This is a genomic window from Rhizobium sp. CF080 (genome assembly GCF_000282095.2).
In the GTDB taxonomy this organism is placed as follows: Bacteria; Pseudomonadota; Alphaproteobacteria; order Rhizobiales; family Rhizobiaceae; genus Neorhizobium.
Genome location: NZ_AKKC02000002.1, coordinates 384073 through 406117, shown reverse-complemented (window position 1 = coordinate 406117; position 22045 = coordinate 384073). Strand labels below are relative to the sequence as shown.

Below are 22045 nucleotides of genomic sequence, written 5' to 3'. Positions count from 1 at the left end.
TTTGAGACGAGAACAAAGACAATGAAATTCACGCTTTCCTGGCTGAAGGATCATCTGGAAACGGATGCAACTCTCAATGAAATCTGCGAGCGCCTGACGGCGATCGGGCTCGAGGTCGAGGATGTCGATGATAAGGCGGCTTACAAGCCGTTCGTCATCGCCAGGGTCCTCTCCGCCGAAAAGCACCCGTCCGCGGATCGCCTCAAGGTACTGATGGTCGATGCTGGCGACGGCAAGCCGGTGCAGGTCGTCTGCGGCGCGCCGAACGCGCGCGCCGGTCTGGTCGGCGCGTTTGCGCAACCCGGTACTTACGTTCCGGGCATCGACGTGACGCTGGCCGTCGGCAATATCCGCGGCGTCGAAAGCCATGGCATGATGTGCTCGGAAAAAGAGCTCGACATGTCGGACAATCACGACGGCATCATCGATCTGCCCGAGGATGCGCCGGTCGGCACGCCGTTCGCATCGTATGCCGGTCTCGACGATCCGGTCATCGAGATCAACCTGACGCCGAACCGTCCGGACTGCACGTCGATCCACGGCATCGCCCGCGATCTGGCGGCGTCGGGCCTCGGGACGCTGAAGCCGCAGGCAAAGCCGGACTTCAGGACCGAAGGCGAGACCTCGGTTGGCCTCAAGATCGTGCTCGACGACGAACGACTCTGCCCCGGTTTCGGTCTGCGCCTGGTGCGCGGTGTCAGGAACGGCCCGAGCCCGCTGTGGATGCAGCAGCGGCTGAAGGCGATTGGCCTTCGCCCGATCAACGCGCTGGTCGATATCACCAACTTCATGACCTTCGACCACGGAAGGCCGATGCACGTCTTCGACGCCGCCAAGGTGAAGGGCGGCCTGACGGTGCGCCGCGCGCTGGATGGCGAGACGGTGCTGGCGCTCGATACGCGCGAATACAAGCTGAACCCCAATAACGTCGTCATCGCCGACGACAACGGCGTGGAATCGATCGGCGGCATCATGGGCGGCGAACATTCCGGTTGCGACGAGAATACGGTCGACGTTCTGATCGAATCGGCACTCTGGGACCCCATCAACATCGCCAAGTCCGGCCGCTCGCTCGGCATCATCACCGATGCGCGCTACCGGTTCGAGCGCGGCGTCGATCCGGAATACATGGTTCCCGGCCTTGACCGCACCACCCAGCTGGTGCTGGAACTCTGCGGCGGCGTGGCCGCGCAAGCGAAAGTCGTCGGTTACAAAGGTTATCAGCCAAAGGTCGTCGATTTCCCCTATTCGGAAGTGAAACGCCTCACCGGCCTCGAAGTCTCGACCGAGGAAAGCCGCCATATCCTGACGCGTCTCGGTTTCGCCGTCGAAGGTTCCGGCAATCGTGTTTCCGTCACCGTTCCGTCCTGGCGCCCGGATGTCGACGGCAAGGCTGATCTCGTCGAAGAGGTCATGCGCATCCATGGCGTCGATCAGATCAAGCCGGAGCCGATCGAGAAACTGTCGAGCGTCAATGGCAAGATCCTGACGACCCTGCAGATCCGCACCCGCACCGCCAAGCGGGCGCTTGCCTCGCGCGGCATGCTGGAAGCGGTCACCTGGTCGTTCATTCCGGAAGATCAGGCAAAGCTCTTCGGCGGCGGCGCTCAGGCGCTGAAGCTGGCCAACCCGATCGCATCAGACATGTCCGACATGCGGCCGTCGCTGCTGCCGGGCCTGCTCTCCGCTGCACAGCGCAATGCCGACAAGGGCTTTGGCGACGTGGCGATCTTCGAAGTGTCCGGTACTTACGAAAACGACAGGCCGGAAGGCCAGCGCCGCGTTGCCGGCGGCATCCGCCGCGGCACGGCTTCCATCAACGGCACCGGCCGTCTCTGGTCGAACAACGCCAAGGGCGGCGGCAAGCCGGTCGATGTCTTCGACGCCAAGGCCGATGCGCTGGCGGTGCTCGAAGCCTGCGGCCTGCCGATGGGCAATGTGCAGATCGAGAAGGGCGCCCCGGAATGGTATCATCCGGGCCGTTCCGGCACGATCAAGATGGGCCCGAAAGTCGTGCTCGGTTATTTCGGTGAATTCCACCCGAAGACGCTGGGCGCCCTGGACGTCTCCGGCGCGCTCTGCGGTTTCGAAGTCTTCCTCGATGCCATGCCCGAGCCGAAGAAGAAGGCGACCCGCACCAAGCCGCCGCTGGAGCTTTCACCCTTCCAGGTGGTCAAGCGCGACTTCGCCTTCGTGGTTTCGAGCGATGTGGAGGCCGGCGCGATCGTCAAGGCGGCGGTGACCGCCGACCGCAAGCTGATCACCGGGGTCAATGTCTTCGACGTGTTCGAAGGCGCGTCGCTCGGCGAGGGCAGGAAGTCTGTGGCTATCGAAGTGCTGATCCAGCCGGTCGAGCGCACGCTGACCGACGAGGATTTCGACGCGCTGACCGGCAAGATCGTTACCAATGTCGAAAAGACCACGGGTGGGACCTTGCGCGCCTGAAACGGGTGGCCTGAATCACCTCCGAAAGATAGCCTGCCGCACGGATGATGTGGGGCGGGCTTTTTTGTTGGAGGAACGATGCGCACGCCGGGATCGATGAAGGGGCTGGAGGAACTCGGCCGGGTGCGGCTGTCGAAGAATTTCTTCTTCCGCGATTTCCTGTTCTCGGAGATCGCCAATTTCTACGCCATCCCGAACATGCCGGAAGACCCGGACCTGGCGATTGAGGCTGGCCGGCACCTCTGCGAGGAACTGCTGGAACCGCTGCAGGCGACTTTCGGGCGGTTACACCTGCGCTCCGGTTATCGCTGCGCCAAGGTCAACGAATTCGGCAACCGGAACAACCTCAACTGCTCCTCCAATGCCAACACGGCGGCCGACCATATCTGGGATCGGCGTGATGCCAAGGGTTTCATGGGGGCCACCGCCTGCGTCGTCTTCCCATGGCTGATCGACAACTATCACGACGAGGGCGACTGGCAGAAGATGGCCTGGTGGATCCACGATCATCTGCCCTACAGTTCCATCATGGTTTTCCCGAAACTCTGGGCCATGAACATCCAGTGGCATGAAAAGCCCGCCCGGCGAATCCGCAGTTTTGCCGAGCCGCGCGGCGTCCTCACCAAGATCGGAATGGCCAACAACGAAGGCGATCATTCCGCGCACTACATCGGGTTTCCGGCCCTTGAACGGTAACCGATGGCTAACGGTTTAGGAATGCAGGTAATAGAGCTTGTTGACGATCATCCAGCGGCCGTCGATCTTCAGAAGCGAAAGATAGTCCGAAAACCGCATGCCGGCGAACTGATCGACGACCTTGACCGTTGCCGCATCGCCGGTGACGTCGAGCGTTTCGATCTGGATCAGCGGCTGCGTGCCGGCGGGGGCTGCACCTTCTGAGGTGACCGCCCCGATGAAATCGTCGAGCGACAGCCACTCGACCGCCCCATCGTAATTGCCGATGATACACGCCTTCGGATGAAACGCTTTTCGAAGCGCAGCCTCATGCGCAAACGTCATTCCGTCCACATAGAGATGGATCACGGCCTGAACGGCCCGTTCCTCGGACATCGATCTCCTCCCGTGTTAGCTTCATCATGCTAACACGGGAAGATGGAAATCCAAGGTTGCGTTAGCAAGGGCAAACTTAACGATTGGTCCAGGCCATGGCCTGTGCCGCATAGCGGGTGCCGGAGAATTTCTCCGGAGCCAGCAGGTCGCCGAGCGTCTTGAGCTCATCCGCCGACAGCGAAATCTCGGTGGCGGCGACGTTCTGTTCCAGGTGAGGGATCTTTCTGGCGCCCGGGATCGGCACGATGAAATCCCCCTGGGCGAGAACCCAGGCTAGCGCCAGCTGCGCGGCGGTGACGCCCTTCTGGGCGGCCATATCCTCCAGCATCTTCACCAGGGCGGCATTGGCGGCCATGTTCTCGGCGCTGAAGCGCGGCAGCGTGTTGCGGAAATCGTCGGGGCCGAAATCCTCCGGCTTCTGGATCTTGCCGGTGAGGAAACCGCGGCCGAGCGGGCTGAACGGTACGAAACCGATATCGAGTTCGCGGCAGGTATCGAGGATCTCGCCTTCCGGCTCGCGGGTCCAGAGCGAATATTCGCTCTGCAGGGCGGTGATCGGATGAACCGCATGGGCACGGCGGATGGCGGCCGCACCCGCTTCGGAAAGCCCGAGTGCACGCACCTTGCCTTCCTTGACCAGTTCGGCCATCGCGCCCACCGTATCTTCGATCGGCACGTTCGGATCGACACGGTGCTGGTAGAAGAGGTCGATCACCTCGACGCCGAGGCGTTTCAGCGAGGCCTCTGCCACTTCGCGCACATGTTCCGGCCGGCTGTCGAGACCGGACATGGCCCGGGCGTCGGATGCGTTCGGATCGATCCTGAAGCCGAACTTGGTGGCGATGACGACCTTGTCGCGGAAGGGTTTCAGGCCCTTGCCGACCAGTTCCTCGTTCTTGAAAGGACCGTAGACCTCGGCCGTATCGAAGAAATTGACGCCGAGATCGACGGCGCGGTGCAGCGTCCTGATCGCTTCCTGTTCGTCCTGGCCGCCGTAACCATGGCTCATGCCCATGCAGCCGAGACCGACGGCAGAAACGGTCAGTTCTTTTCCGAGCTTCCTCATTTTCATGAGAGCCTCCTTTGTGATCGCAGAAAAACTGGCGGGCGTCTTGCGGCGCCCGCTGGATGCATCAGGCGCCGGCTTCGTTGAGCAGTTTCATCTGGTCGGCCGAAAGCGCCAGATTGCCGGCGGCGATGATCGCGTCGAGCTGGCCGACGCTGGTGGCGCTGGCGATCGGCGCGGTGACGCCGCGGGTCTGGATGAGCCATGCGAGCGCGATCGAGGCGGGCTCGGCATTGGTCTCGACCGAGACCTCGTCGAGAGCTGCGAGGATGCGCAGGCCCTTGTCGTTGAGATAACCGAGCGCCCGGCCGCCACGTGCCTTGCCTTCGGTATCGGCCTTGTCGCGATACTTGCCGGTGAGGAAGCCGGAGGCGAGGCCGTAATAGTTGATGACACCGATCTCCTGGCTGACACAAAGGTCGGCAAGCGGGCCTTCGAACGTATCGCGGTCATAGAGATTGTATTGCGGCTGCAGCACGTCGTAGCGGGGCAGGCCGGCTTTGGCCGCGGCGTCGAAGCTCTCCCGCAGCAGCTTGACGTCGTAGTTGGAGCAGCCGATCGCGCGGATCTTGCCTTGTTCCTTCAGCTTGGCGAAGGCGCCGAGCGTCTCTTCGTGGCTGACCGTGTCGTCCGGCCAGTGGGCGAGGTAGAGGTCGATATAGTCGCTCTGCAGGCGGCGCAGGGAATTTTCGACCTCTTCGAGGATCCATTTGGCCGACAAGTCCTTCTTGCCCTGGCCCATGTCCGAACCAACCTTGGTGACGATGACCGCCTTGTCGCGCGAGATGCCACCGCTTTTCAGCCACTTGCCGATGATTGCCTCGGACTCGCCGCCCACATGGCCCGGCACCCAGCGATTGTAGGAATCGGCCGTATCGACCGTGTTGAAGCCGGCGTCGAAGAAACGGTCGAGAACGTCGAATGAGGTCCTCTCGTCGGCGGTCCAGCCGAAGACGTTGCAGCCGAGAACGACGGGCGAAATGGAAAGGCCGGTCCGGCCGAGTGCGCGCAGCTCCATGATATTCCTCCAAAATTTTTTAAGTGAGTGGACGGGCTCGAGAAAGGAGCCTGAGATTAGCCGATGTTCCGCTGCCGACCAGTCCCTATTTTGGGCGGACGATCACATTTTCAAGCGCCGCATCCGGCCTGCCGTTGCGTGGTTGTCGACGGGCCAATAAGGTGCGGCAACAACGCCATAGGGAGGCTCACATGCTGCGTTTCGGAATCCTGTCGACTGCCAAGATCGGTCATGAACAGGTGGTGCCGGCGATCCAGGATGCGGAGAACTGCGTCGTCACCGCCTTTGCCAGCCGCGATCTCGCCAAGGCGCGGGCGCTCGCCGACCGTTTCGGCGCCCCGCATGCCTTCGGTTCCTACGACGAGATGCTGGCCTCCGACGTCATCGACGCCGTGTATATCCCGCTGCCGTCCAGCCAGCATGTCGAATGGTCGATCAAGGCCGCCGAGGCCGGCAAGCATGTGCTTTCCGAAAAGCCGATTGCCATCAAGGCAAGCGAGATCGAAGATCTGATCAAGGTGCGCGATCGCACCGGCAAGCTGATCTGTGAAGCGTTCATGGTCACTTACGCACCAGTGTGGCTGAAAGTGCGCGAACTCCTGCGCCAAAAGGCGATCGGCGAGCTGAAACACGTGCAGGGCTCGTTCAGCTATTTCAATCGCGACCCGTCCAACATGCGCAACATCCCGGAACTCGGCGGCGGCGCCCTGCCGGATATCGGCGTCTATCCGACGATCACCACACGTTTCGTGACCGGCCAGGAGCCGCAGCGGGTGCAGGCGCGGGTGGAGCGCGATCCGGGTTTCGGCACGGATATCTATTCCAGCGTCAAGGCGGATTTCGGTTCGTTCGAAATGACCTTCTATATCGCCACCCAGATGGCTGCCCGCCAGCTGATGGTCTTCCACGGCACCGAGGGGTATATCGAGGTCAAGTCACCCTTCAATGCCGGCCGCTGGGGTGCCGAGGAAATCGAACTTACCAACCAAAACCACGCGGTGTCGCAGATCTTCCGCTTCCCGGACAGCCGGCAATACAAGCGCCAGGCGGAGGCCTTCGCGAAGGCCGCCAAGGGCGATCCGGTCGAAGTCGTGACGCTCGAGAATTCGCTGGCGAACCAGAAGTTCATCGACGCGATCTATCGCGCCGGCGGGCACGACGGCTGGGAAAAGGTCTAGTTCCGCCAGCGGCGGATGCGATATAGCCCGAAGCCGCCGAAGATGAGTGTGCAGGCCCAGGAAAAGCCGAGATGCACGAGCGGCTGCACATGCGGCGCGCGCGAAGCCAGCGCTGCAAAAACTCCATAGTTAAGGACAAGGCCGACCGCAACGAGCGGCCAGAAACCCGGCTGGCGTGCTTGATCCCGAGCTGTGGGAACTATCCCGTGCAGGATCAGCGCGGCAACCAGGCCCACCCCGAGCGATATCAGTCGGTCTACAAGCGTGCCGGCCTCGGTCGCCGTGGTCAGCAGCTGCAGGAGCAGCGCATCGACGAAGATCGGGGGCACGAGGAGAAGCGCGAACCGGGCACGGCGGGTCATCGCGCGGTCAGCCGTTGATGGCCAGGAGACCGGCGAAGATCAGCACGGTTCCGAGCGCATATCGAAACGTCAGCGGCTCGCCGAAGAACAATTGCGCCAGCAGCGGCACGAAGCAGAATGTCAGTCCCATGAACGAATAGGCGAGCGTCAGCGGCACGGACTTCAGCACATAGATCCAGACGATCGTGCCAAAACCGTAGAGCGCCAGTGCGGCGAGCAGCACCGGATTGGCGGCGAGCGCCAGGAGCCCGCGCAGCGAGAAGTCTCCGGCAGTGGAACTGGTCATCTTGAACAGAACCTGCCCCATGGCGATCAGCAGCGGCGTTCCGAGAAGCCCGAGCCAGGTGATGGGAGAAAGCGAGGCGAACATAAAACGTCCTCAGCCCGGCCGGTCTTCGCTGTAGAAGATGTCGCGACCTACGTCCTCGCAGACATAGACCTCAGGCACCGGATGCGCGGCGCGCAGGAAAGAATGCGTGTAGGCGAAGAAGTTGAAATGCGGGTTGAACGTGTAGCGGGATTCCCGCTCGCGCGGCACGACGATGATCAGCCGTCTTTTCGCGATCCGCCGCAGTTCCGCAATCGCCTTTTGATATTCCAGCACATGCTCGATCACATGGGTACAGACCACGGTGTCGAATTCGCCGTCGGCAAATGGCAGGTCCTCGATCTTGGCGGCGATATATTCGACGCCCTCGATAGCGGCTGCATCCTCGACGACGAAATCGACGCCGACGAGACGCTTGAGTTCCGGATGGGCGGCGCGGATATGGGTGAGCAGCGCGCCGGTGCCGCAGCCGACGTCGCAGACGCTTGTTCCGGTGATCATCGAATTGATCCGCCGGATGCAGGCCGCCGAATTGTCCGTGCCTTCATGGACGCGCGGATGGTTGCGGTAAAGGTCCGCATATTCCTCCGCCGTTAGGAACGGCGCCCGCTCGCGAAAGCGGGCGAGGTGGCTGATATGGTTGCCCCAGACGCGCTTGGCGAGCCAGAGGAAAAGCGGCGAATCCCGCAGGATCGGCGGCAGCAGGTCCTCGATGACGAAGCGGATGCGGTTGGTGGTTTCCCGGTTCATGCCGCTTTGGTCCTGCGCCGCTCGGGCTTGGCGGGCGGGGCCGCCGCAATCGGGGCCGAGGCGGTAGCGTGGATGCTTGCCGGCAGGCTCATATAGTGGATGCGGAGCTGTTCGGCGCGGGCGCGGGACACGGAATCGAGGATCAGCCCGGCGGTGAAGACTAAGAGCGAAACCAGCATCAGCACCAGCGAGAAGACCCAGGTGGGCATCCGCTCCACCAGGCCGGTCTGGAAATAGGCGACGAGGACGGGGGCCATGAAGATCAGGCTTGCCGCCATGAAGGCGCCGCTGATCAGGCCGAAAAACGCGAACGGCCGCGTCTCCTTCATCAGCATGGCGAACATCCAGAGGATTCTGGCGCCGTCCTTGAAGGTCGAGAGCTTGGAATGGGAGCCTTCCGGGCGCCTTCCGTAGTCGAGTTCGATCTCGCAGACCGGGAGCTTGAGCAGCGAGGCATGCACCGACATTTCGGTCTCGATCTCGAAGCCGCCGGAGACAGCCGGAAAGCTCTTCACGAACCGGCGCGAGAAGGCGCGGTACCCGGAGAAGATGTCGGTGAAGTCCGAAGCGAACATCGTCCGGTAGAGGAAGTTGAACAGCCGGTTGCCCGCCGCATGACCCTGCCGCCCCGCATCCGCATGCACCCCGCGGCGGGTACCGACCACCATGTCGGCGCGCTCGGTGAGTAGCGTGCGGACCAGTTCCTCCGCATCCTGCGGCGCATAGGTGCCGTCGCCATCGGCCATGATGTAGACGTCCGCCTCGATGTCGGCGAACATGCGGCGCACCACATGGCCCTTGCCCTGCCGACGCTCGCGCATGACGAGGGCGCCTGCGAGCATCGCCTGAAGTGCGGTGCCGTCCGTGGAATTGTTGTCGTAGACATAGATCCGGGCACCCGGCAGCGCCTCGCGGAAGCCGCGCACCACGCCGGCGACGGTCATGGCCTCGTTGTAACAGGGCAGCAGGATCGCAATGTCGAAATGGCCGGTGAGGGCGTCGGTCATGTTGCTCACTCGATACACGGAAAACCGAACGCGGGAAGTCTCCCGTGCCGCGGGCTTTACTATTTCTTGGGAAGGTTAAGGCTAGGTTTCCTCGACCCTCGAAACAGGCGAAAAGTCCGGACGAAGATGACGGAAAACACGGCAGACAGATTCTTTCCGAGGGCGCCAGGCCAGGTCGCCATGCCGCTCTTGTCGCGGCTTCTGCCCGCGGTTGGTCTTTACGCGGTCATCGTCGCCGTCGCGGCTCTTGCGTTTTTTCTCCCCGACGCGACCGACTACCTCGGGTCCGACAATGACGATGTCATGCGGCTCGTCGAAATCCGGGATTTTCTCGGTGGCCAGAACTGGTTCGATCTCACTCAGTACCGGCTCGGCCTTGAAGGCGGCACGCTGATGCATTGGTCGCGGTTGATCGATCTGCCGATCGCGCTGCTGATCCGGTTGTTTTCGCTCTTCCTGACGCCGGACAAGGCCGAAGCCGTCGTTGTCACGGTCTGGCCTCTCCTTCTGGTGCCGCTGCTGCTCCTGCCGCTTGGCCTGGCTGTCCGTCGCTTGGCCGGCGTTGCGGCCATGCATATTGCGCTCGGCCTCGGAGCATTCTTCGTCCTCGGCTGCGTCCGCTTCAAGCCCGGTTCCATCGACCATCACAACGTCCAGCTCATGCTCGTCATGTGGATCGCTGCCATGCTGGTTGATCCACAGCGGCGGGCATCGAGCTATGTCGTCGCTGCCATCGCCTGCGCGCTGGCACTGGCGATCGGCGTCGAAACGACGCCTTTTGTTGCCGTCGTCTGCGTCTGCGTCGCGCTTCAGTGGGTTTGGCATGGCCAGCCGTTCTCCCGGCCGGCCCGTTCTTTCGGCCTGTCGCTGGCCCTCTCCGTCTCGGCGGTCTTTTTCCTGACGATCCCGCCTCGTGCGTATGCGGTCGTCACCTGCGACAACTTTTCGCTCGGCTTCTATGCCCTTTCCGCGCTGGGAGGAGCCGCGCTCTTTCTCCTCGCAAGCCTGCCGAAACAGCCCTCACGTCTCGTCCGTGTCGGCTTGGCCGGCATTACCGGCGGGCTCATCCTTCTGACGGCCCGGATCATCGCGCCGCAATGCCTCGGCGATCCGCTCGGCACGCTCGATCCGCTGCTGGTGGAGCTTTGGCTGAACGGCGTGACGGAAGCGCGTTCGTTCCTGGCCGAAACCCGGCTCGAGCCGGAAATGGTGGGCGGGTTCTACGCCGTCGGGCTCTTTGCGATGGTGGTCTGCCTTGTTCGCAGCCTGAGGCGCGAGGAGACGGAACTCCATCTCGTGCTGCTGGCGCTGATCGGGGCGTCGTGGGGCATCGCGCTGCTGCAGGTGCGCGGTGCCTTCTTTTCCAACATGCTGGCCATCCTGCCGTTGTCACTGCTGATCAGCGACCTGCGACGCGCCTCGGCAGCCAATCCGGAAAATCCCAGCACGGCCTTTGCCTATATCAGCACGGTGCTCATGTCCGTGCCGGTCGTCTGGGCCCTGGGCGGTGTACTTGCGGTGCATGGCTGGAAACAGGCGGCCGACATGCGGACGCTTTCGAGGGCGGGCATTTCCGACGGCGAAGTCGGGGAGTGCGGCGATCCGGCGGATATGATGGCGTTGAACGCGTTGCCTACCGGTGTCATAGTCGCACCCTCCAACAGCGGCGCCGACATCTTGCGCTTCACCCCTCATCGGGTACTGTCAGGCCCCTATCATCGCAACCAGAAGGGCATGCTGACCGAACTCTATATCGGGATGGCCCAGCCGGGTGAGGCGAAAGCCTTCCTGAGGGGGGCCGAGGTGACTGCGCTTGCCTTCTGCAAGACAGATCCGCAGACCGACGCCCTGATCAGGCGCAAGCCGGACGGGCTCTATGCCAACCTCGCTCGCGGCCAGGTGCCAGATTATCTCCAGCCGTTCGGACAACCGAACGCCGACGGCTTCCGCCTCTACAAGGTGCTGCCGGACAGGAATTGATTGCGGAGATAAAAGGTCTTCAGGCCGTGCGGCGGGTATCCAGGGCAAAAAGGCCTGCCAAGAACGCGATCAGTCCAGCATTGTAGCCGATAATGGCGATCAGGAGATTGAAATAGGACGCCGGGCCGGGCGAAACGGCGGTCGCAAGCGCGAATGTCGCGGCGATCATGACAGCGATTAAAGCGATCGAGAATGCGGACCGCATCATGCCGACACAAATGCCTATCGATGCAGCGGTCAGGAAAAGCACTCGAATATCTCCTCATCTGCTTCAAGGGAACGAGCGTATTAGCAACGTGCTAATAAATGCTTTCGTTCCAATGCATGTCAGGCGCCAAGGCACGCGACGACTTTGATACGATCTGATTCGGTGCGGTTAAGCCATGTTCAGTGGCTCCGGCATTCGCCTGAAGCGTCGCGATCCACAAGATATTGTGCCAGCGAGCGTGGCAGTTCTCCTCGCCAGATGAGCCGGACATGGTAGCCCGGGACCGGGCAGGTGAGGGCGATGGCCTCGCCCTCGAATTCGGCCGTTTCGCCCGTCGGCTTGCGGATGATGCCGTCACCGGAGATGGCATCGAACGCAATGCCGATCTCGCCGAGCACGGACACGGCCTGCCGCCTGTCCTCGAAGCGCAGCAACAAGGGTCTAAGCCGCATCGCTGCCCACCTTTTTCCTCAGACGAGCCCGGCGATCGCCACCGCCGTCGTGCCGGTCGCCAGCACACGGGTCACCCGCAACGGAAGCAGGCCGCCGGCCGGTACGTTCGAAAGTGTCAGCACTTCGCCCGACAGCATGCGCACGGACAGGTGACCGCCGGTGCCGACATAGAGAGCGCGCGTGGTCTCCGGCAGGTCGGCGCTGTCGCTGGGCGTGATCGCGAAACCGGAGGAGGCGGGGCCGGAAAGCGAGGCTTGGGTATTGGCGAAACGGTCTGGCATGGACGAAATCTCCTTGAATATCGCTTGCCGTCATTGTCGCTCTCCTCTCTCCGGCGGGGAAAATGCGAGGCTTTAAAAAAGCGCCGTGCCGGAAGTTTCCTGCCTCTCCAGAGAAGGAAATGTGGCGTGCCCGGCAAAAGAAAAGATGCAGCGTCAAATACTTGGGCGCAAAAGGGCGAACGGGCAGGCGCTCACGCATCGCCGCAAGAACCTGTCGAAACGGCTCTCTTGCGGGCTGCATCATCCCCGTTTCAACTGCTTGGAACTGGTGAAATCGCCGCGCTCTTGCTTTAGAAGAGAAGGATGACCAGTTTGCTCGACAACGATTCGCCCACGAACCTCACCGAATTTTCGGTGTCGGAACTGTCCGGTTCGATCAAGCGGACGGTGGAGAACGCGTTCGACCACGTACGCGTGCGCGGCGAGATTTCCGGTTATCGCGGCCAGCATTCCTCCGGCCACGCCTATTTCTCGCTGAAGGACGATCGCGCCCGGATCGACGCCGTGATCTGGAAGGGCACCTTCCCGCGCATCAAATTCCGCCCGGAAGAGGGCATGGAAGTGATCGCCACGGGCAAGATCACCACGTTCCCCGGCTCCTCGAAATACCAGATCGTCATCGAGAACCTGGAGCCGGCGGGTGCCGGCGCGCTGATGGCGCTGCTCGAAGAACGCCGGCGCCGGCTCGGCGGCGAAGGACTGTTCGACCAGAGCCGCAAGCAGCTTCTTCCCTTCCTGCCGCAGGTGATCGGCGTCGTGACCTCGCCGACCGGCGCCGTCATCAGGGATATCCTGCACCGTATTGCCGACCGTTTTCCGGTGCATGTCATCGTCTGGCCGGTCAAGGTGCAGGGGGAGGGGTCCGGCGACGAGGTGGCTGCGGCGATCCGCGGCTTCAATGCGATGGCGCCCGGCGGCCCGATCAGGCGGCCGGACGTGCTGATTGTCGCGCGTGGTGGCGGCAGTCTCGAAGACCTCTGGAGCTTCAACGACGAGGCGGTGGTGCGCGCCGCGGCGGACAGCGAGATCCCGCTGATCTCGGCCGTCGGCCACGAGACCGACTGGACGCTGATCGACCACGCCGCCGATGTCCGCGCGCCGACCCCGACGGGTGCCGCCGAAATGGCCGTGCCGGTCAAGGCGGACCTCGAAGCGCAGGTCGCGAACCTCGCCGCCCGCCTGCGGGGTGTCGCAAGCCGCCAGATGGACCTGCGGCGGCAGTCCGTTCGAGCCCTGGTTCGCGCGCTTCCCTCGCTCGATCAGCTGCTCGCCTTGCCGCGCCGGCGTTTCGACGAGGCGGCGGCCGGCCTCGGGCGTGGGCTGGAGCGCACGACGGTGGTTAAGCGCCGCAGTTTCGAGCGGGCTTCTTCCGGGCTGCGGCTGGAACTCCTGACCAACCGGCTGGCCCAGCAGCGGCAATTGCTGGCCGACCGGCTGACGCGCAGCGACCGCTGCCTGGAGCGGCAATTGCTGAAGGAAAACAATCGTGTCGCCAGGGCCGGTGTCTCTCTTTCCGCACTGCCCGCAAGATTACTCGGCCAGTTGCAGCGCGAGCGCCAGCATCTCGCGTCGATGGCCCGTCATGCGGATACGGCGATCTCGCACACGCTGATACGCAGCCGCGCGGCGATCACCGCGCAGGACCGCGTGCTGCAATCGCTCTCCTACAAGAACGTGCTGAAACGCGGCTTTGCCGTGGTGCGCGGCGAGGATGACCGGCCGCTGACGCGTGCTGCCGGCATAGGCGAGGGCCTGGCGATCTCGGTGGAATTCGCCGACGGTCGCATTGCAGCGATGACAGGTGAGGGTGGCGATCCTGCGGTTGCGTCCGCCGTGTCGTCTCAGCCCAAGAAGCGGCCAGCCAAATCGGAGCCGACCGGAGATGCGCCGAAACAGGGTACGCTTTTCTGATGCATGTCCTCCTGGTGCTTGCCCATCCGCTGCCGGAAAGCTTTGCGCATTCGGTCGCCCGTTTGGCGCGCGAGACACTGGAGGCAAACGGCCATACGGTCGATGTGCTTGATCTCTATGCCGAAAATTTCGATCCACGGCTGACGGGAAAGGAACGGCGCGGTTATTTCGATGTGCCCTATGATACGTCGGAGGTCGCGGGTCTCGTGGCGCGGCTGCAGAAGGCCGAGGCACTGATATTCGTCTTTCCGCAGTGGTGGTTCAACCTGCCGGCGGTGCTGAAGGGTTTCTTCGATCGGGTCTTTGCGCCAGGCGTCGCCTTCCGCCACGACAAGGCAGGCGGAAGGATCACCCCGCTGCTCACCAACATCCGCCACTTCTGGGCCTTCACCACGACCGGTTCACCCTGGTGGGTGGTGAAATTCTATATGGGCGACCCGGTGCGCCGTCAGCTCAAGCGCGGCATTGCGATCTTCTGCAACAAAAAAGTCGATTTCCGCATGCTGGCACTGCACGACATGGACCGGGCCACGGATGACAAGCGCAGGCGGCATCTGGAGCGCGTGAAGGCCGCGCTTCGGGATATACGATAGGGACAATATGACTGCGCCGCCGCCGGCAGTAATCTGGCGCGAGGCTCAGGTCAGGAATGGACCTTAGCGGTCAATTCGATACCCAGTGACTTCATCACCGCAATCGTCGTCCTCAGCGTCGGGTTACCCGTGGCGCTGAAGGAGCGATAGAGTTGCTCCCGGGACAGGCCCGTGTCCTTGGCGATCTGGGTCATGCCTTTGGCGCGGGCAACCACTCCCAGGGCATGCGCGATATAGGCCGCATCCTCGGTCTCGAAAGCTTCGGCCATGAACATTGCGATTGCCTCATCCGAACCTAGGTCTTCGGCGGGATCGTAAGCGGTCAGTTTTTCAGCCATCACTCACTCCATTCCATCGCGAGCCGCTTTGCAGCCTTGATGTCCTTCGCCTGGCTGCTTTTGTCGCCGCCGCACCGGAGAACAATCAGCAGATTGCCGCGCTGCTGAAAGTAGATGCGGTAACCCGGCCCATGATGGATGCGCAGTTCGCTGACACCTTCACCGAAAGGAGCCACATCACCGGCATGCCCGAAGGCGAGCCGGTCCAGACGCGAGGCAATCAGTGCCCGAACACGCTCGTCCTTCAGACGCGTGCGCCACTTGAGGAACGTCTCCGTCTGCTTGAGCTCGAACATTGACGATCCGTAGTTTAAAAACTACGGATCGTCAATGTTATGAGGCGAAATCAGGCCCACTCGCCCTTGCGCATCACCGGCACCTTCGAGCCGTCGGCACGAAGGCCGTCGATGTCGACCTTGTCGGAGCCGATCATCCAGTCGATATGGATCAGGCTCGAATTGCCGCCCTGTGCCTTGATCTGGTCCTGGCTGAGCGATGCGCCGTGGAGGAAGCATTTCGAATAGCACTGGCCGAGCGCGATATGGCAGGAGGCGTTTTCGTCGAACAGAGTGTTGTAGAACAGGATGCCGCTCTTGGAGATCGGCGAGGAATGCGGCACCAGCGCCACTTCGCCGAGCCGGCGGGCGCCTTCGTCCGTATCCAGCACCTTGTTCAACACTTCCTCGCCCCTTGAAGCCTTGGCCTCGACGATCCGGCCGCCTTCGAACTTCACCTGGATATTGTCGATCAGCGTGCCCTGGTGCGACAGCGGCTTGGTGCTGGAGACATGGCCTTCGACCTTCAGCGCATGCGGCGTGGTGAAGACCTCTTCGGTCGGGATGTTCGGGTTGCAGGTGATGCCGTTCTTGGCGGTGGAGGCGCCGCCATGCCATTCGTGGCCGTCGGCAAGGCCAACCGTCAGATCGGTGCCCGGGCCGGTGAAGTGGAGTGCGGAAAAGCGCTCGCCGTTCAGCCAGGTCGAGCGCTTCTTGAGGTTGGCGTTGTGCTCTGCCCAGGCGGCGATCGGATCGGCGAGATCGACGCGCGAGGCGGCGAAGATCGCATCCGCCAGCTTGCCGACCGCGACGTCTTCCGGAACGTCCGGGAAGACCTGCCGCGCCCAGGAGGGGTTGGGATAGGACACGATGTTCCAGTTGATGTCGAAATTGGCGATCTTTTCGAGCGCCGGCTTGTAAGCAATGGAATTGGCCTTGTTGGCGCGCGCCACCTTGGCGGGATCCTGGCCGGAGAGCATCATCGGGTTGTCGCCGGAGATGGCAAGCCGCGCGGCACCGTTGGCATAGGCCTGGGCCATGCCGTCGTAGAGCCAGCCGGACGCCTTGTCGAAACTTCCGTCAGGCGCGTATTCGTAGCGTGCCAGCGTCGTTTCCTCGTCGGAATAGAAGGTCGTGACGATACCGGCGCCGGCCATATAGGCGTGTTTGGTGAGGAGCCGCACGAGCGGCAAAGCGGCGATCGGTGCCGTGATCACCAGATCCTGGCCCTTCTCGAGGCGCAAGCCCACCTTGATGGCGACTTCCGCCAGCTTTTCGAGCTTCTGAGGATCGACGACGGTTTGAAAATTCGGCACGATTGTCATGATAGACCTCACCTGATTTCTGTGATCGAAGAGACTTAAAGAGGTTTGGGGCAAAATTGAAGCTCAGGGATCGATGTTCATGAAAACCGTCTTGCCCATATGCGCCGTGCTCTTCGGCGCCTCGGCTTCCGCCTGTCTTGCGGCCGATTTTGCGGCGACCATGTTCGATCATCAGGTGGCCATCGCATCCGATGACAATGAGGAGAAACTGACGATCGACGGCAGGCAAGTCCATTCCAACCGGTTCCTGCTGATCGACAATGTCGGTGTGGTCGCAGGTGTGCCGTTCGTCGTGGTCGTGAGTTCGGACGGCGGTAACGCATGTCCGGGTTCGCCTCTGGTCCTATCCTTTCCACAAGGCGAGGAGCCGCGTGTCGATGAGCCACTGGACGATTGCCGCGGCGCCGCTTCGATTGCGACAGAGGGCGATCATCTCTTGCTTGCGACGGAAGCCATCCCCGGTCAGCCGAGCGTGCGCTGGACCTGGACGCCCGGAAAAGGCTTCGCCGAGGTCGGCAAGGTCGCCTTTCAGCCGAATGCGACGATGGGTTGGGATGACATGAAGAAGGCGGGGCACCCATCCGAACTTCTCGGCATAGGCCCGATCGCCGATGCGGCAAACGCCATGCTCGGCGAGCATCGACAGGAATTCGAGAGCTCCATCACCGGACCCGGCAGTGGAGCGTTCAAGAACGGTTTTTATATCGGCGAAGCCTGCATGCCGCATATGTGCACCGAGGCCGAGGCGCTGATAGCTGCGGATATTTCGGCGAGAAAGCTCTATCTTGCTTGGAAACCCGCGGGCAAGAAGATCATCCTGCGCCCGGCGGTCCGCAGATGGCCGGCGCCGGCGCTCGCTGCCCTCAAACAATGGTCGGCAAAGTGGCCATGACGGTTTGACGGCTGTTTTCTGGCCGGTCAGCGCTGCAGCGCCGCTTTAACGGCGGCGATATTGCTGGTGTGAACCTCCTCGTAGGGCGCGAAGTAAAGCACGGTGCCGGAGGCGATTTCTTCCTCGACGAAAGATCTCAGAGAGGGATCGATGTCCTGGCCGGCGGCGACGGCGCCCGCCATTCGGCGCAGATAGGCGCGGTTGGCGTCGACCAGGGTCGAACCATAACCGCCGGAAGCGATGCGCTCCGCATCGCCATGGGCCGGCAGGATGTTTGCGATCGGCCAGGAGCGCATCCGCGCGAGTTCGCCGATATGCGTACCGATCTCGGCCGCTTCCGAGATATAGGTGACAGTGTCTTCCAGCGTATCGCCGGCGAGCAGAAGCCGTTCTTCCGGCAGCCAGATCACGTTGCCGTCGGCACTGTGGATGGCGAAATGGTGCAGTTCGATCCTGCGGCGCCCGACCGTAAGGTCCAACCGGCCATCGAAGAGGGTGGTCGGCATGACAAGTGGTGCGATCGGCGGATTGGCGTTTTCGATCTTCCCGCGGTTCTGCGTGAGTTTCTCGGCCGTCAGCGTGAGCGCGATGATCTCGCAATCGGAGAAGATCGCATTTCCGGCAATATGATCCTTGTGCCAGTGGCTGAGCACGACGCGGATCTTCGTGACGCCAAGTGCTTCCAGATGTGTGCGGATCGCTTTCGCATGATCGAGCGAAATATGCGTGTCATAGACCAGCGCCTCGCCCTGATCGACGATCGCATAGGAGGCGACGCCGAGCGAATAGGCGCCGTCATCCAGCCAGTTTGCGGTTTTCGCATGGAGCCGTTTGCCGGGCACGCGCCCATCGTAATAGGCGAATATGCCGGGGTAGGGTTCGAGAATTCGAAGGGTCGAGGTCATTTCAGTCATGATTGCATTCACGCCACCAGCGGCGCGGCGACCGCCTTCAGTGCATCGCGGGCCGCCTTGGGGTCGAGCCGCACCTGCAGCCCGCGCTGGCCGCCATTGATGAAGACATGCGGCTCGTCGAGCGCCGCGATCTCGATCGCGGTCGGCACGAGCTTCTTCTGGCCGAAGGGGCTGATGCCGCCGACATGGTAGCCGGTCGCCCGTTCCGCATCGGCGGGTTTCATCATGTTCGCCGACTTGCCTTTGAACGCCGCAGCGAGCTTCTTCATTGAAACCTCGCGGTCCGACGGCACCACGACGCAAACTGCCTTGCCATCCACTTCCGCCATCAGTGTCTTCAGCACACGACGCGGTTCCTCGCCGATCGCCTCCGCCGCCTGCATCCCGATCCGGTCCGCATTCGGATCGTAGTCATAGGTGACGGTGGTAAAGGCGATCCCTGCCTTTTCGAGCATCTGGGTGGCGCGGGTTGTCTTGGACATGGCTCGAATCCTGGGTTCAGATCTCGGCAAAGGCCTCTTCGTAAATCTCCGGCTTGAAGCCGACGATCAGCTTTCCGCCCGCTTCCAGAACCGGCCGCTTGATCATCGAAGGCTGGGCGAGCATCAGCGTGATCGCCTTTTCCTGGTCGAGGTCAGCCTTGTCGGTTTCGCCGAGTTTCTTGAACGTGGTGCCGGCGCGGTTGAGCACGATTTCCCAACCGGCTCGGTCCGTCCAGGTATCCAGATGGGCGCGGTCGATACCCTCGGCCTTGTAGTCGTGAAAAGCATAGGTGACGCCTTTGCGGTCGAGCCAGTCGCGCGCCTTCTTCATCGTGTCGCAGTTCTTGATGCCGTAGATCGTGATTGCCATCGCAGCCTCTCATTCCATGCCTGATCGATACCAAGAGCAACCCTTGCCGTGCAAGCTGCCCAGCCTGGTTAATAGTTGTTATGTGACAGTTGCATGGCTCCCCTGTTTTGTTGTGCATTGCACAAAAACAGTACACCCATCATATTTTAGCAGAACCAAAAAAGGAGAGTTTCACATGTCCGTACAGACCAAGAGCCGTCGTGGCGTCATCGGCCGCGCCTTCGCAGTCATGAGCGCAGCAATTTCGGTTTCGGCCGCCGTTGAAAACCATCGCCGCCCAAGCAACCGCGACCTGAACACCCTTGGCATTGATCCCAAGGCTTTCGATCGTCTCGGCTAATCCGTTTTTCCCGGCTTCATCAGGCGGGGGGGGGCTGCGTATCTCAGCCTTAAGTATAAGTCTCCGCGGGATACTCGCGTAAACTATCCGTTAACCATGGATATCCTATAGTCTCCTAATATTCCGGGAGATGTAGATTTGGTTGCGCTGGTCATCAAGGAAGAAGCGCCGTCGAGGCTTGTGCCTGTCGACGGCGGGGAGTTGAAGCGGTCCGTCGCCAAGCTGGCGAACGAGGCTTCTGCGCTTGGGCTTCATCTGGTCGATATTGCCGGTGCCATCCAGGATACCGCGTCGCAATCTTCGGAACATGCGACATTGCTTGGTCGCCTGACCCAGTCCGCTCAATCGATTGCGGATGCCAATGGCCATGTCGCCCGCTCCTTGCACGAATCCGACAAGCTGACGGCGAATGCGCGCAAGGTGCTCGGCGAACAGGCTGAGCAGCTTTCCGGCTCGATCGCCGCGATCGACAACATGGTGCATGCCTCGCAGGAGATCGGCGCCGAGATCAAGCTGTTTTCCACGGCTCTCGGAGACGTCGGACGTTTGGCGGACGCGATCGGCATGATCGCCCGGCAGACCAACCTCTTGGCGCTCAACGCCGCCATCGAAGCGGCGCGTGCGGGCGAGGCGGGCAAGGGTTTTGCCGTGGTCGCCGCGGAAGTACGCGCGCTGTCGCTGCAGACGTCCCAGACCACGAGTTCAATCCAGGCCACGCTCGACCAGTTGAACAGCCGCATCGACCGGCTTGTGACCGCCGGGGAAGGTGCCAGCCAGTCGGCCGAAGGCGTCAAGGCCACCGCCATGAAGGTTCAGGGCTCATTCAAGGGTGTCGAAGGCGTCATGACCCAGATCCTCGACAACGCGTCCTCGCTTGCCGGGACGACCGAGGCCGTCGACCGGCAATGCGGCGAGTTCGCCTCTTCGATTGCTTCCGCGGCAGGTGCGATCCTGAAATCCAACGACCAACTGCAGCAGACCTCGTCCCGTGTCGGCGAGGTGGTGACGATTTCCGAGCGGATGATCCAGACGACGGCGAGCGCCGGCATCGAGACCCCGGACAGTCCCTATATCCATGCCGTGATGGCCTATGCCGCCGAGGTCTCGTCCGTCTTCGAGGCGAGCGTGAAATCCGGCCGCATCGATCTCGGGTCATTGTTCGACCGGCAGTATGTTGCGATCCCGGGCAGCGATCCCGTCCAGTACATGACGCGCTTTACGGAATTCACGGATGCGGTTCTGCCGCCGATCCAGGAAGAGGCAGCCGAAAGCGACGCGCAGGTCGCGTTCTGTGCTGCCATAGACGAAAACGGTTATCTGCCGACCCATAACCGAAAATTCTCGCAGCGCCAGCGTCCGGGCGACGTCACCTGGAACACCGCCAACTGCCGCAACCGACGCATCTTCAACGACCGCGTGGGCCTGGCCGCCGGCCGCAGCAAGGAGCCCTTCCTGCTGCAGACCTACCGCCGCGACATGGGCGGCGGCCAGTTCGTGCTGATGAAGGACATTTCTGCTCCGATCACCGTCAATGGGCGTCACTGGGGCGGGCTGCGCCTGGCGATCAAGGTCTGATATCGGGGATGACGTGCGTCACCCCCCGAAGGCAACGTCCCGCTCTCTCCTCCAAGGGATGATCGCCCATAGGACACGCGCGCTCGCGCCGGCCCGACACATTTCACGAATTCTTTTCGGTCAGATCATCATGCGGAGCTGCTCCGGCCGCGCCGGATAGGCAGGGGCATTCGGATCGAAGCTCCATCTTCCGAATTCCTCGTGCCGTGTCTGGCCGTAGTGGCTGTAGATGAGCATGAATTCCCCGGCAATCCAGGCGTAGTTCCGCTCGACAGGCATCGTCTCTATGCGACCGCAGCCATAGATCAGTGTCACGTGCGGGGCAGCGTCGGCCATCCGGAAACTCGGCAGGTTGTGGCGCGAAAGAGCACTCCGCAGCATCTGGGCGAACTGGTTGACGACCGGATTGCCCCTGGCACGATAGAGGGCGAGATGACGCTTGCCTCCAAACAGGCCGCTGCTGTCGAGGGTGATTGGAACGGGCCTCGCCTGGAGACCGGCCGCGACCATTCTGGTTGCCTCGATGAGCGCCATGGGCGGCTCGTCGAACTGTTCCATGCAGAGCAGGCTCATATGGAGAAGATGGGCGGGGTAGGCCTCGCGGGTATTCTGGTTCGCCGCATGAAGCGTGGCGGCGCCATGCATGGCGAGACCCAAGGGAGCGGAAGGCTTCAGCACGAACATCAGCTTGCTCTTGGGTCGAACAGGCCGGGCCGGTTTGGAAAGCCAGCCTTCGCCAAAGGGGAGCGAAGGCTGGCCAGCGTGCTTGCGCAAGCTCATCTTGCTACCGTCATAGTAATGCGACCTCATGCCGTTGAAAGAAGCCTAGCGGGACTCCGCGGATGTGTAAAGAACAAACGCGGAACAATTGCAATCATGGTTA

General features: G+C 62.1%; 26 protein-coding genes. 9 read left to right on the top strand and 17 right to left on the bottom strand.

The features are described 5' to 3' along the window. The first annotated feature begins 21 nt into the window (after window positions 1-21). Complete coding sequence (gene pheT / locus PMI07_RS03175) at window positions 22-2445, top strand: phenylalanine--tRNA ligase subunit beta (protein ID WP_007751841.1); 2424 nt, start codon at window positions 22-24, stop codon at window positions 2443-2445. Between the two features lie 78 nt (window positions 2446-2523). Then, entirely contained in the window at window positions 2524-3141 is a 618-nt protein-coding gene (locus tag PMI07_RS03170) for a hypothetical protein (protein ID WP_007751843.1), read from the top strand. A 15-nt stretch (window positions 3142-3156) separates the two neighbouring features. On the opposite strand, the gene PMI07_RS03165 is transcribed toward PMI07_RS03170, so the two are convergent. From PMI07_RS03165 to PMI07_RS03155, 3 genes are all read right to left on the bottom strand, one after another. After that, window positions 3157-3516 carry a nuclear transport factor 2 family protein gene (locus PMI07_RS03165; protein WP_007751845.1) on the bottom strand — a complete coding sequence of 120 codons (360 nt, stop codon included), beginning with the start codon at window positions 3514-3516 and terminating at the stop codon, window positions 3157-3159. A gap of 76 nt (window positions 3517-3592) precedes the next feature. Continuing rightward, window positions 3593-4588 carry an aldo/keto reductase gene (locus PMI07_RS03160; protein ID WP_007751846.1) on the bottom strand — a complete coding sequence of 332 codons (996 nt, stop codon included), beginning with the start codon at window positions 4586-4588 and terminating at the stop codon, window positions 3593-3595. Between the two features lie 61 nt (window positions 4589-4649). Then, entirely contained in the window at window positions 4650-5600 is a 951-nt protein-coding gene (locus PMI07_RS03155) for an aldo/keto reductase (protein ID WP_007751847.1), read from the bottom strand. 191 nt (window positions 5601-5791) lie between these two features. On the opposite strand from PMI07_RS03155, the gene PMI07_RS03150 reads away from it, so the two are divergent. After that, window positions 5792-6778 (top strand): Gfo/Idh/MocA family oxidoreductase, encoded by a 987-nt coding sequence (locus PMI07_RS03150; protein ID WP_024163517.1) that lies wholly within the window; start codon window positions 5792-5794, stop codon window positions 6776-6778. On the opposite strand, the gene PMI07_RS03145 is transcribed toward PMI07_RS03150, so the two are convergent. From PMI07_RS03145 to PMI07_RS03130, 4 genes are read right to left on the bottom strand one after another with little or no spacing between them, the layout of a single operon-like run. Next, window positions 6775-7140, bottom strand: a complete 366-nt coding sequence (locus tag PMI07_RS03145; RefSeq protein ID WP_007751849.1) for a hypothetical protein — start codon at window positions 7138-7140, stop codon at window positions 6775-6777. The two genes, PMI07_RS03150 and PMI07_RS03145, sit on opposite strands and share 4 nt — an antisense overlap. Before the next feature lie 7 nt (window positions 7141-7147). Next, on the bottom strand, window positions 7148-7510 hold the full coding sequence (locus PMI07_RS03140) for a transporter (protein WP_007751850.1): 363 nt from the start codon (window positions 7508-7510) through the stop codon (window positions 7148-7150). A 9-nt stretch (window positions 7511-7519) separates the two neighbouring features. After that, window positions 7520-8218, bottom strand: a complete 699-nt coding sequence (locus PMI07_RS33465) for a class I SAM-dependent methyltransferase (protein WP_007751852.1) — start codon at window positions 8216-8218, stop codon at window positions 7520-7522. Next, a complete protein-coding gene (locus PMI07_RS03130) occupies window positions 8215-9225 on the bottom strand; it encodes a glycosyltransferase (RefSeq protein ID WP_024163516.1) in 1011 nt (336 codons plus the stop codon). The genes PMI07_RS33465 and PMI07_RS03130 overlap by 4 nt, the downstream gene beginning before the upstream one ends. 126 nt (window positions 9226-9351) lie before the next feature. Here PMI07_RS03130 and PMI07_RS03125 point away from each other — a divergent pair, with 126 nt between their 5' ends. Next, window positions 9352-11205 carry a hypothetical protein gene (locus tag PMI07_RS03125; protein WP_024163515.1) on the top strand — a complete coding sequence of 618 codons (1854 nt, stop codon included), beginning with the start codon at window positions 9352-9354 and terminating at the stop codon, window positions 11203-11205. 19 nt (window positions 11206-11224) lie between these two features. On the opposite strand, the gene PMI07_RS03120 is transcribed toward PMI07_RS03125, so the two are convergent. The 3 genes from PMI07_RS03120 to PMI07_RS03110 all read right to left on the bottom strand — a co-directional run bounded on the left by PMI07_RS03120 (window position 11225) and on the right by PMI07_RS03110 (window position 12147). Then, window positions 11225-11455: a hypothetical protein gene (locus PMI07_RS03120; protein ID WP_007756785.1), complete on the bottom strand. Its 231-nt coding sequence runs from the start codon at window positions 11453-11455 to the stop codon at window positions 11225-11227. Between the two features lie 137 nt (window positions 11456-11592). Then, window positions 11593-11865, bottom strand: a complete 273-nt coding sequence (locus PMI07_RS03115) for a hypothetical protein (RefSeq protein WP_007756782.1) — start codon at window positions 11863-11865, stop codon at window positions 11593-11595. Window positions 11866-11883: 18 nt separating this feature from the next. Further along, window positions 11884-12147 (bottom strand): hypothetical protein, encoded by a 264-nt coding sequence (locus PMI07_RS03110; protein ID WP_007756777.1) that lies wholly within the window; start codon window positions 12145-12147, stop codon window positions 11884-11886. Between the two features lie 303 nt (window positions 12148-12450). Between PMI07_RS03110 and xseA the strand changes: the two genes are divergently transcribed. Both xseA and PMI07_RS03100 read left to right on the top strand, forming a co-directional pair. Then, window positions 12451-14058: an exodeoxyribonuclease VII large subunit gene (gene xseA / locus PMI07_RS03105; RefSeq protein ID WP_007756772.1), complete on the top strand. Its 1608-nt coding sequence runs from the start codon at window positions 12451-12453 to the stop codon at window positions 14056-14058. Further along, window positions 14058-14651, top strand: coding sequence for an NAD(P)H-dependent oxidoreductase (locus tag PMI07_RS03100; RefSeq protein ID WP_007756771.1), 594 nt, complete (start codon window positions 14058-14060; stop codon window positions 14649-14651). The genes xseA and PMI07_RS03100 overlap by 1 nt, the downstream gene beginning before the upstream one ends. A 50-nt stretch (window positions 14652-14701) precedes the next feature. Here the strand turns inward: PMI07_RS03100 and PMI07_RS03095 are convergent, their stop codons facing one another. From PMI07_RS03095 to PMI07_RS03085, 3 genes are read right to left on the bottom strand one after another with little or no spacing between them, the layout of a single operon-like run. Then, window positions 14702-14989 carry an addiction module antidote protein gene (locus PMI07_RS03095; RefSeq protein ID WP_007756770.1) on the bottom strand — a complete coding sequence of 96 codons (288 nt, stop codon included), beginning with the start codon at window positions 14987-14989 and terminating at the stop codon, window positions 14702-14704. Further along, complete coding sequence (locus PMI07_RS03090; protein WP_007756769.1) at window positions 14989-15285, bottom strand: type II toxin-antitoxin system RelE/ParE family toxin; 297 nt, start codon at window positions 15283-15285, stop codon at window positions 14989-14991. Before PMI07_RS03090 ends, PMI07_RS03095 begins: the two co-directional genes overlap by 1 nt. 50 nt (window positions 15286-15335) lie before the next feature. Then, the gene (locus PMI07_RS03085) at window positions 15336-16589 is read right to left on the bottom strand and encodes an aminopeptidase (protein WP_007756768.1); all 1254 of its coding nucleotides are present in this window, start codon (window positions 16587-16589) and stop codon (window positions 15336-15338) included. Between the two features lie 79 nt (window positions 16590-16668). On the opposite strand from PMI07_RS03085, the gene PMI07_RS03080 reads away from it, so the two are divergent. Further along, complete coding sequence (locus PMI07_RS03080) at window positions 16669-17481, top strand: hypothetical protein (RefSeq protein ID WP_155956363.1); 813 nt, start codon at window positions 16669-16671, stop codon at window positions 17479-17481. Between the two features lie 26 nt (window positions 17482-17507). Here PMI07_RS03080 and PMI07_RS03075 read toward each other — a convergent pair whose 3' ends face one another. The 3 genes from PMI07_RS03075 to PMI07_RS03065 are packed head-to-tail and all read right to left on the bottom strand — an operon-like array spanning window position 17508 to window position 19247. Beyond that, window positions 17508-18395 (bottom strand): MBL fold metallo-hydrolase, encoded by an 888-nt coding sequence (locus PMI07_RS03075; protein WP_007756765.1) that lies wholly within the window; start codon window positions 18393-18395, stop codon window positions 17508-17510. An 8-nt stretch (window positions 18396-18403) separates the two neighbouring features. Continuing rightward, window positions 18404-18877, bottom strand: coding sequence for a Cys-tRNA(Pro) deacylase (gene ybaK / locus PMI07_RS03070; protein ID WP_007756763.1), 474 nt, complete (start codon window positions 18875-18877; stop codon window positions 18404-18406). Between the two features lie 16 nt (window positions 18878-18893). Then, window positions 18894-19247, bottom strand: a complete 354-nt coding sequence (locus tag PMI07_RS03065) for an ArsC family reductase (protein WP_007756762.1) — start codon at window positions 19245-19247, stop codon at window positions 18894-18896. A gap of 175 nt (window positions 19248-19422) precedes the next feature. Between PMI07_RS03065 and PMI07_RS35280 the strand changes: the two genes are divergently transcribed. Both PMI07_RS35280 and PMI07_RS03060 read left to right on the top strand, forming a co-directional pair. After that, window positions 19423-19587, top strand: a complete 165-nt coding sequence (locus PMI07_RS35280; protein ID WP_007756761.1) for a hypothetical protein — start codon at window positions 19423-19425, stop codon at window positions 19585-19587. 147 nt (window positions 19588-19734) lie between these two features. Beyond that, a complete protein-coding gene (locus PMI07_RS03060; protein WP_348626230.1) occupies window positions 19735-21162 on the top strand; it encodes a methyl-accepting chemotaxis protein in 1428 nt (475 codons plus the stop codon). Between the two features lie 120 nt (window positions 21163-21282). Here PMI07_RS03060 and PMI07_RS03055 read toward each other — a convergent pair whose 3' ends face one another. Next, window positions 21283-21942 (bottom strand): 2'-5' RNA ligase family protein, encoded by a 660-nt coding sequence (locus PMI07_RS03055; RefSeq protein WP_197032458.1) that lies wholly within the window; start codon window positions 21940-21942, stop codon window positions 21283-21285. Between the last annotated feature and the right edge of the window lie 103 nt (window positions 21943-22045).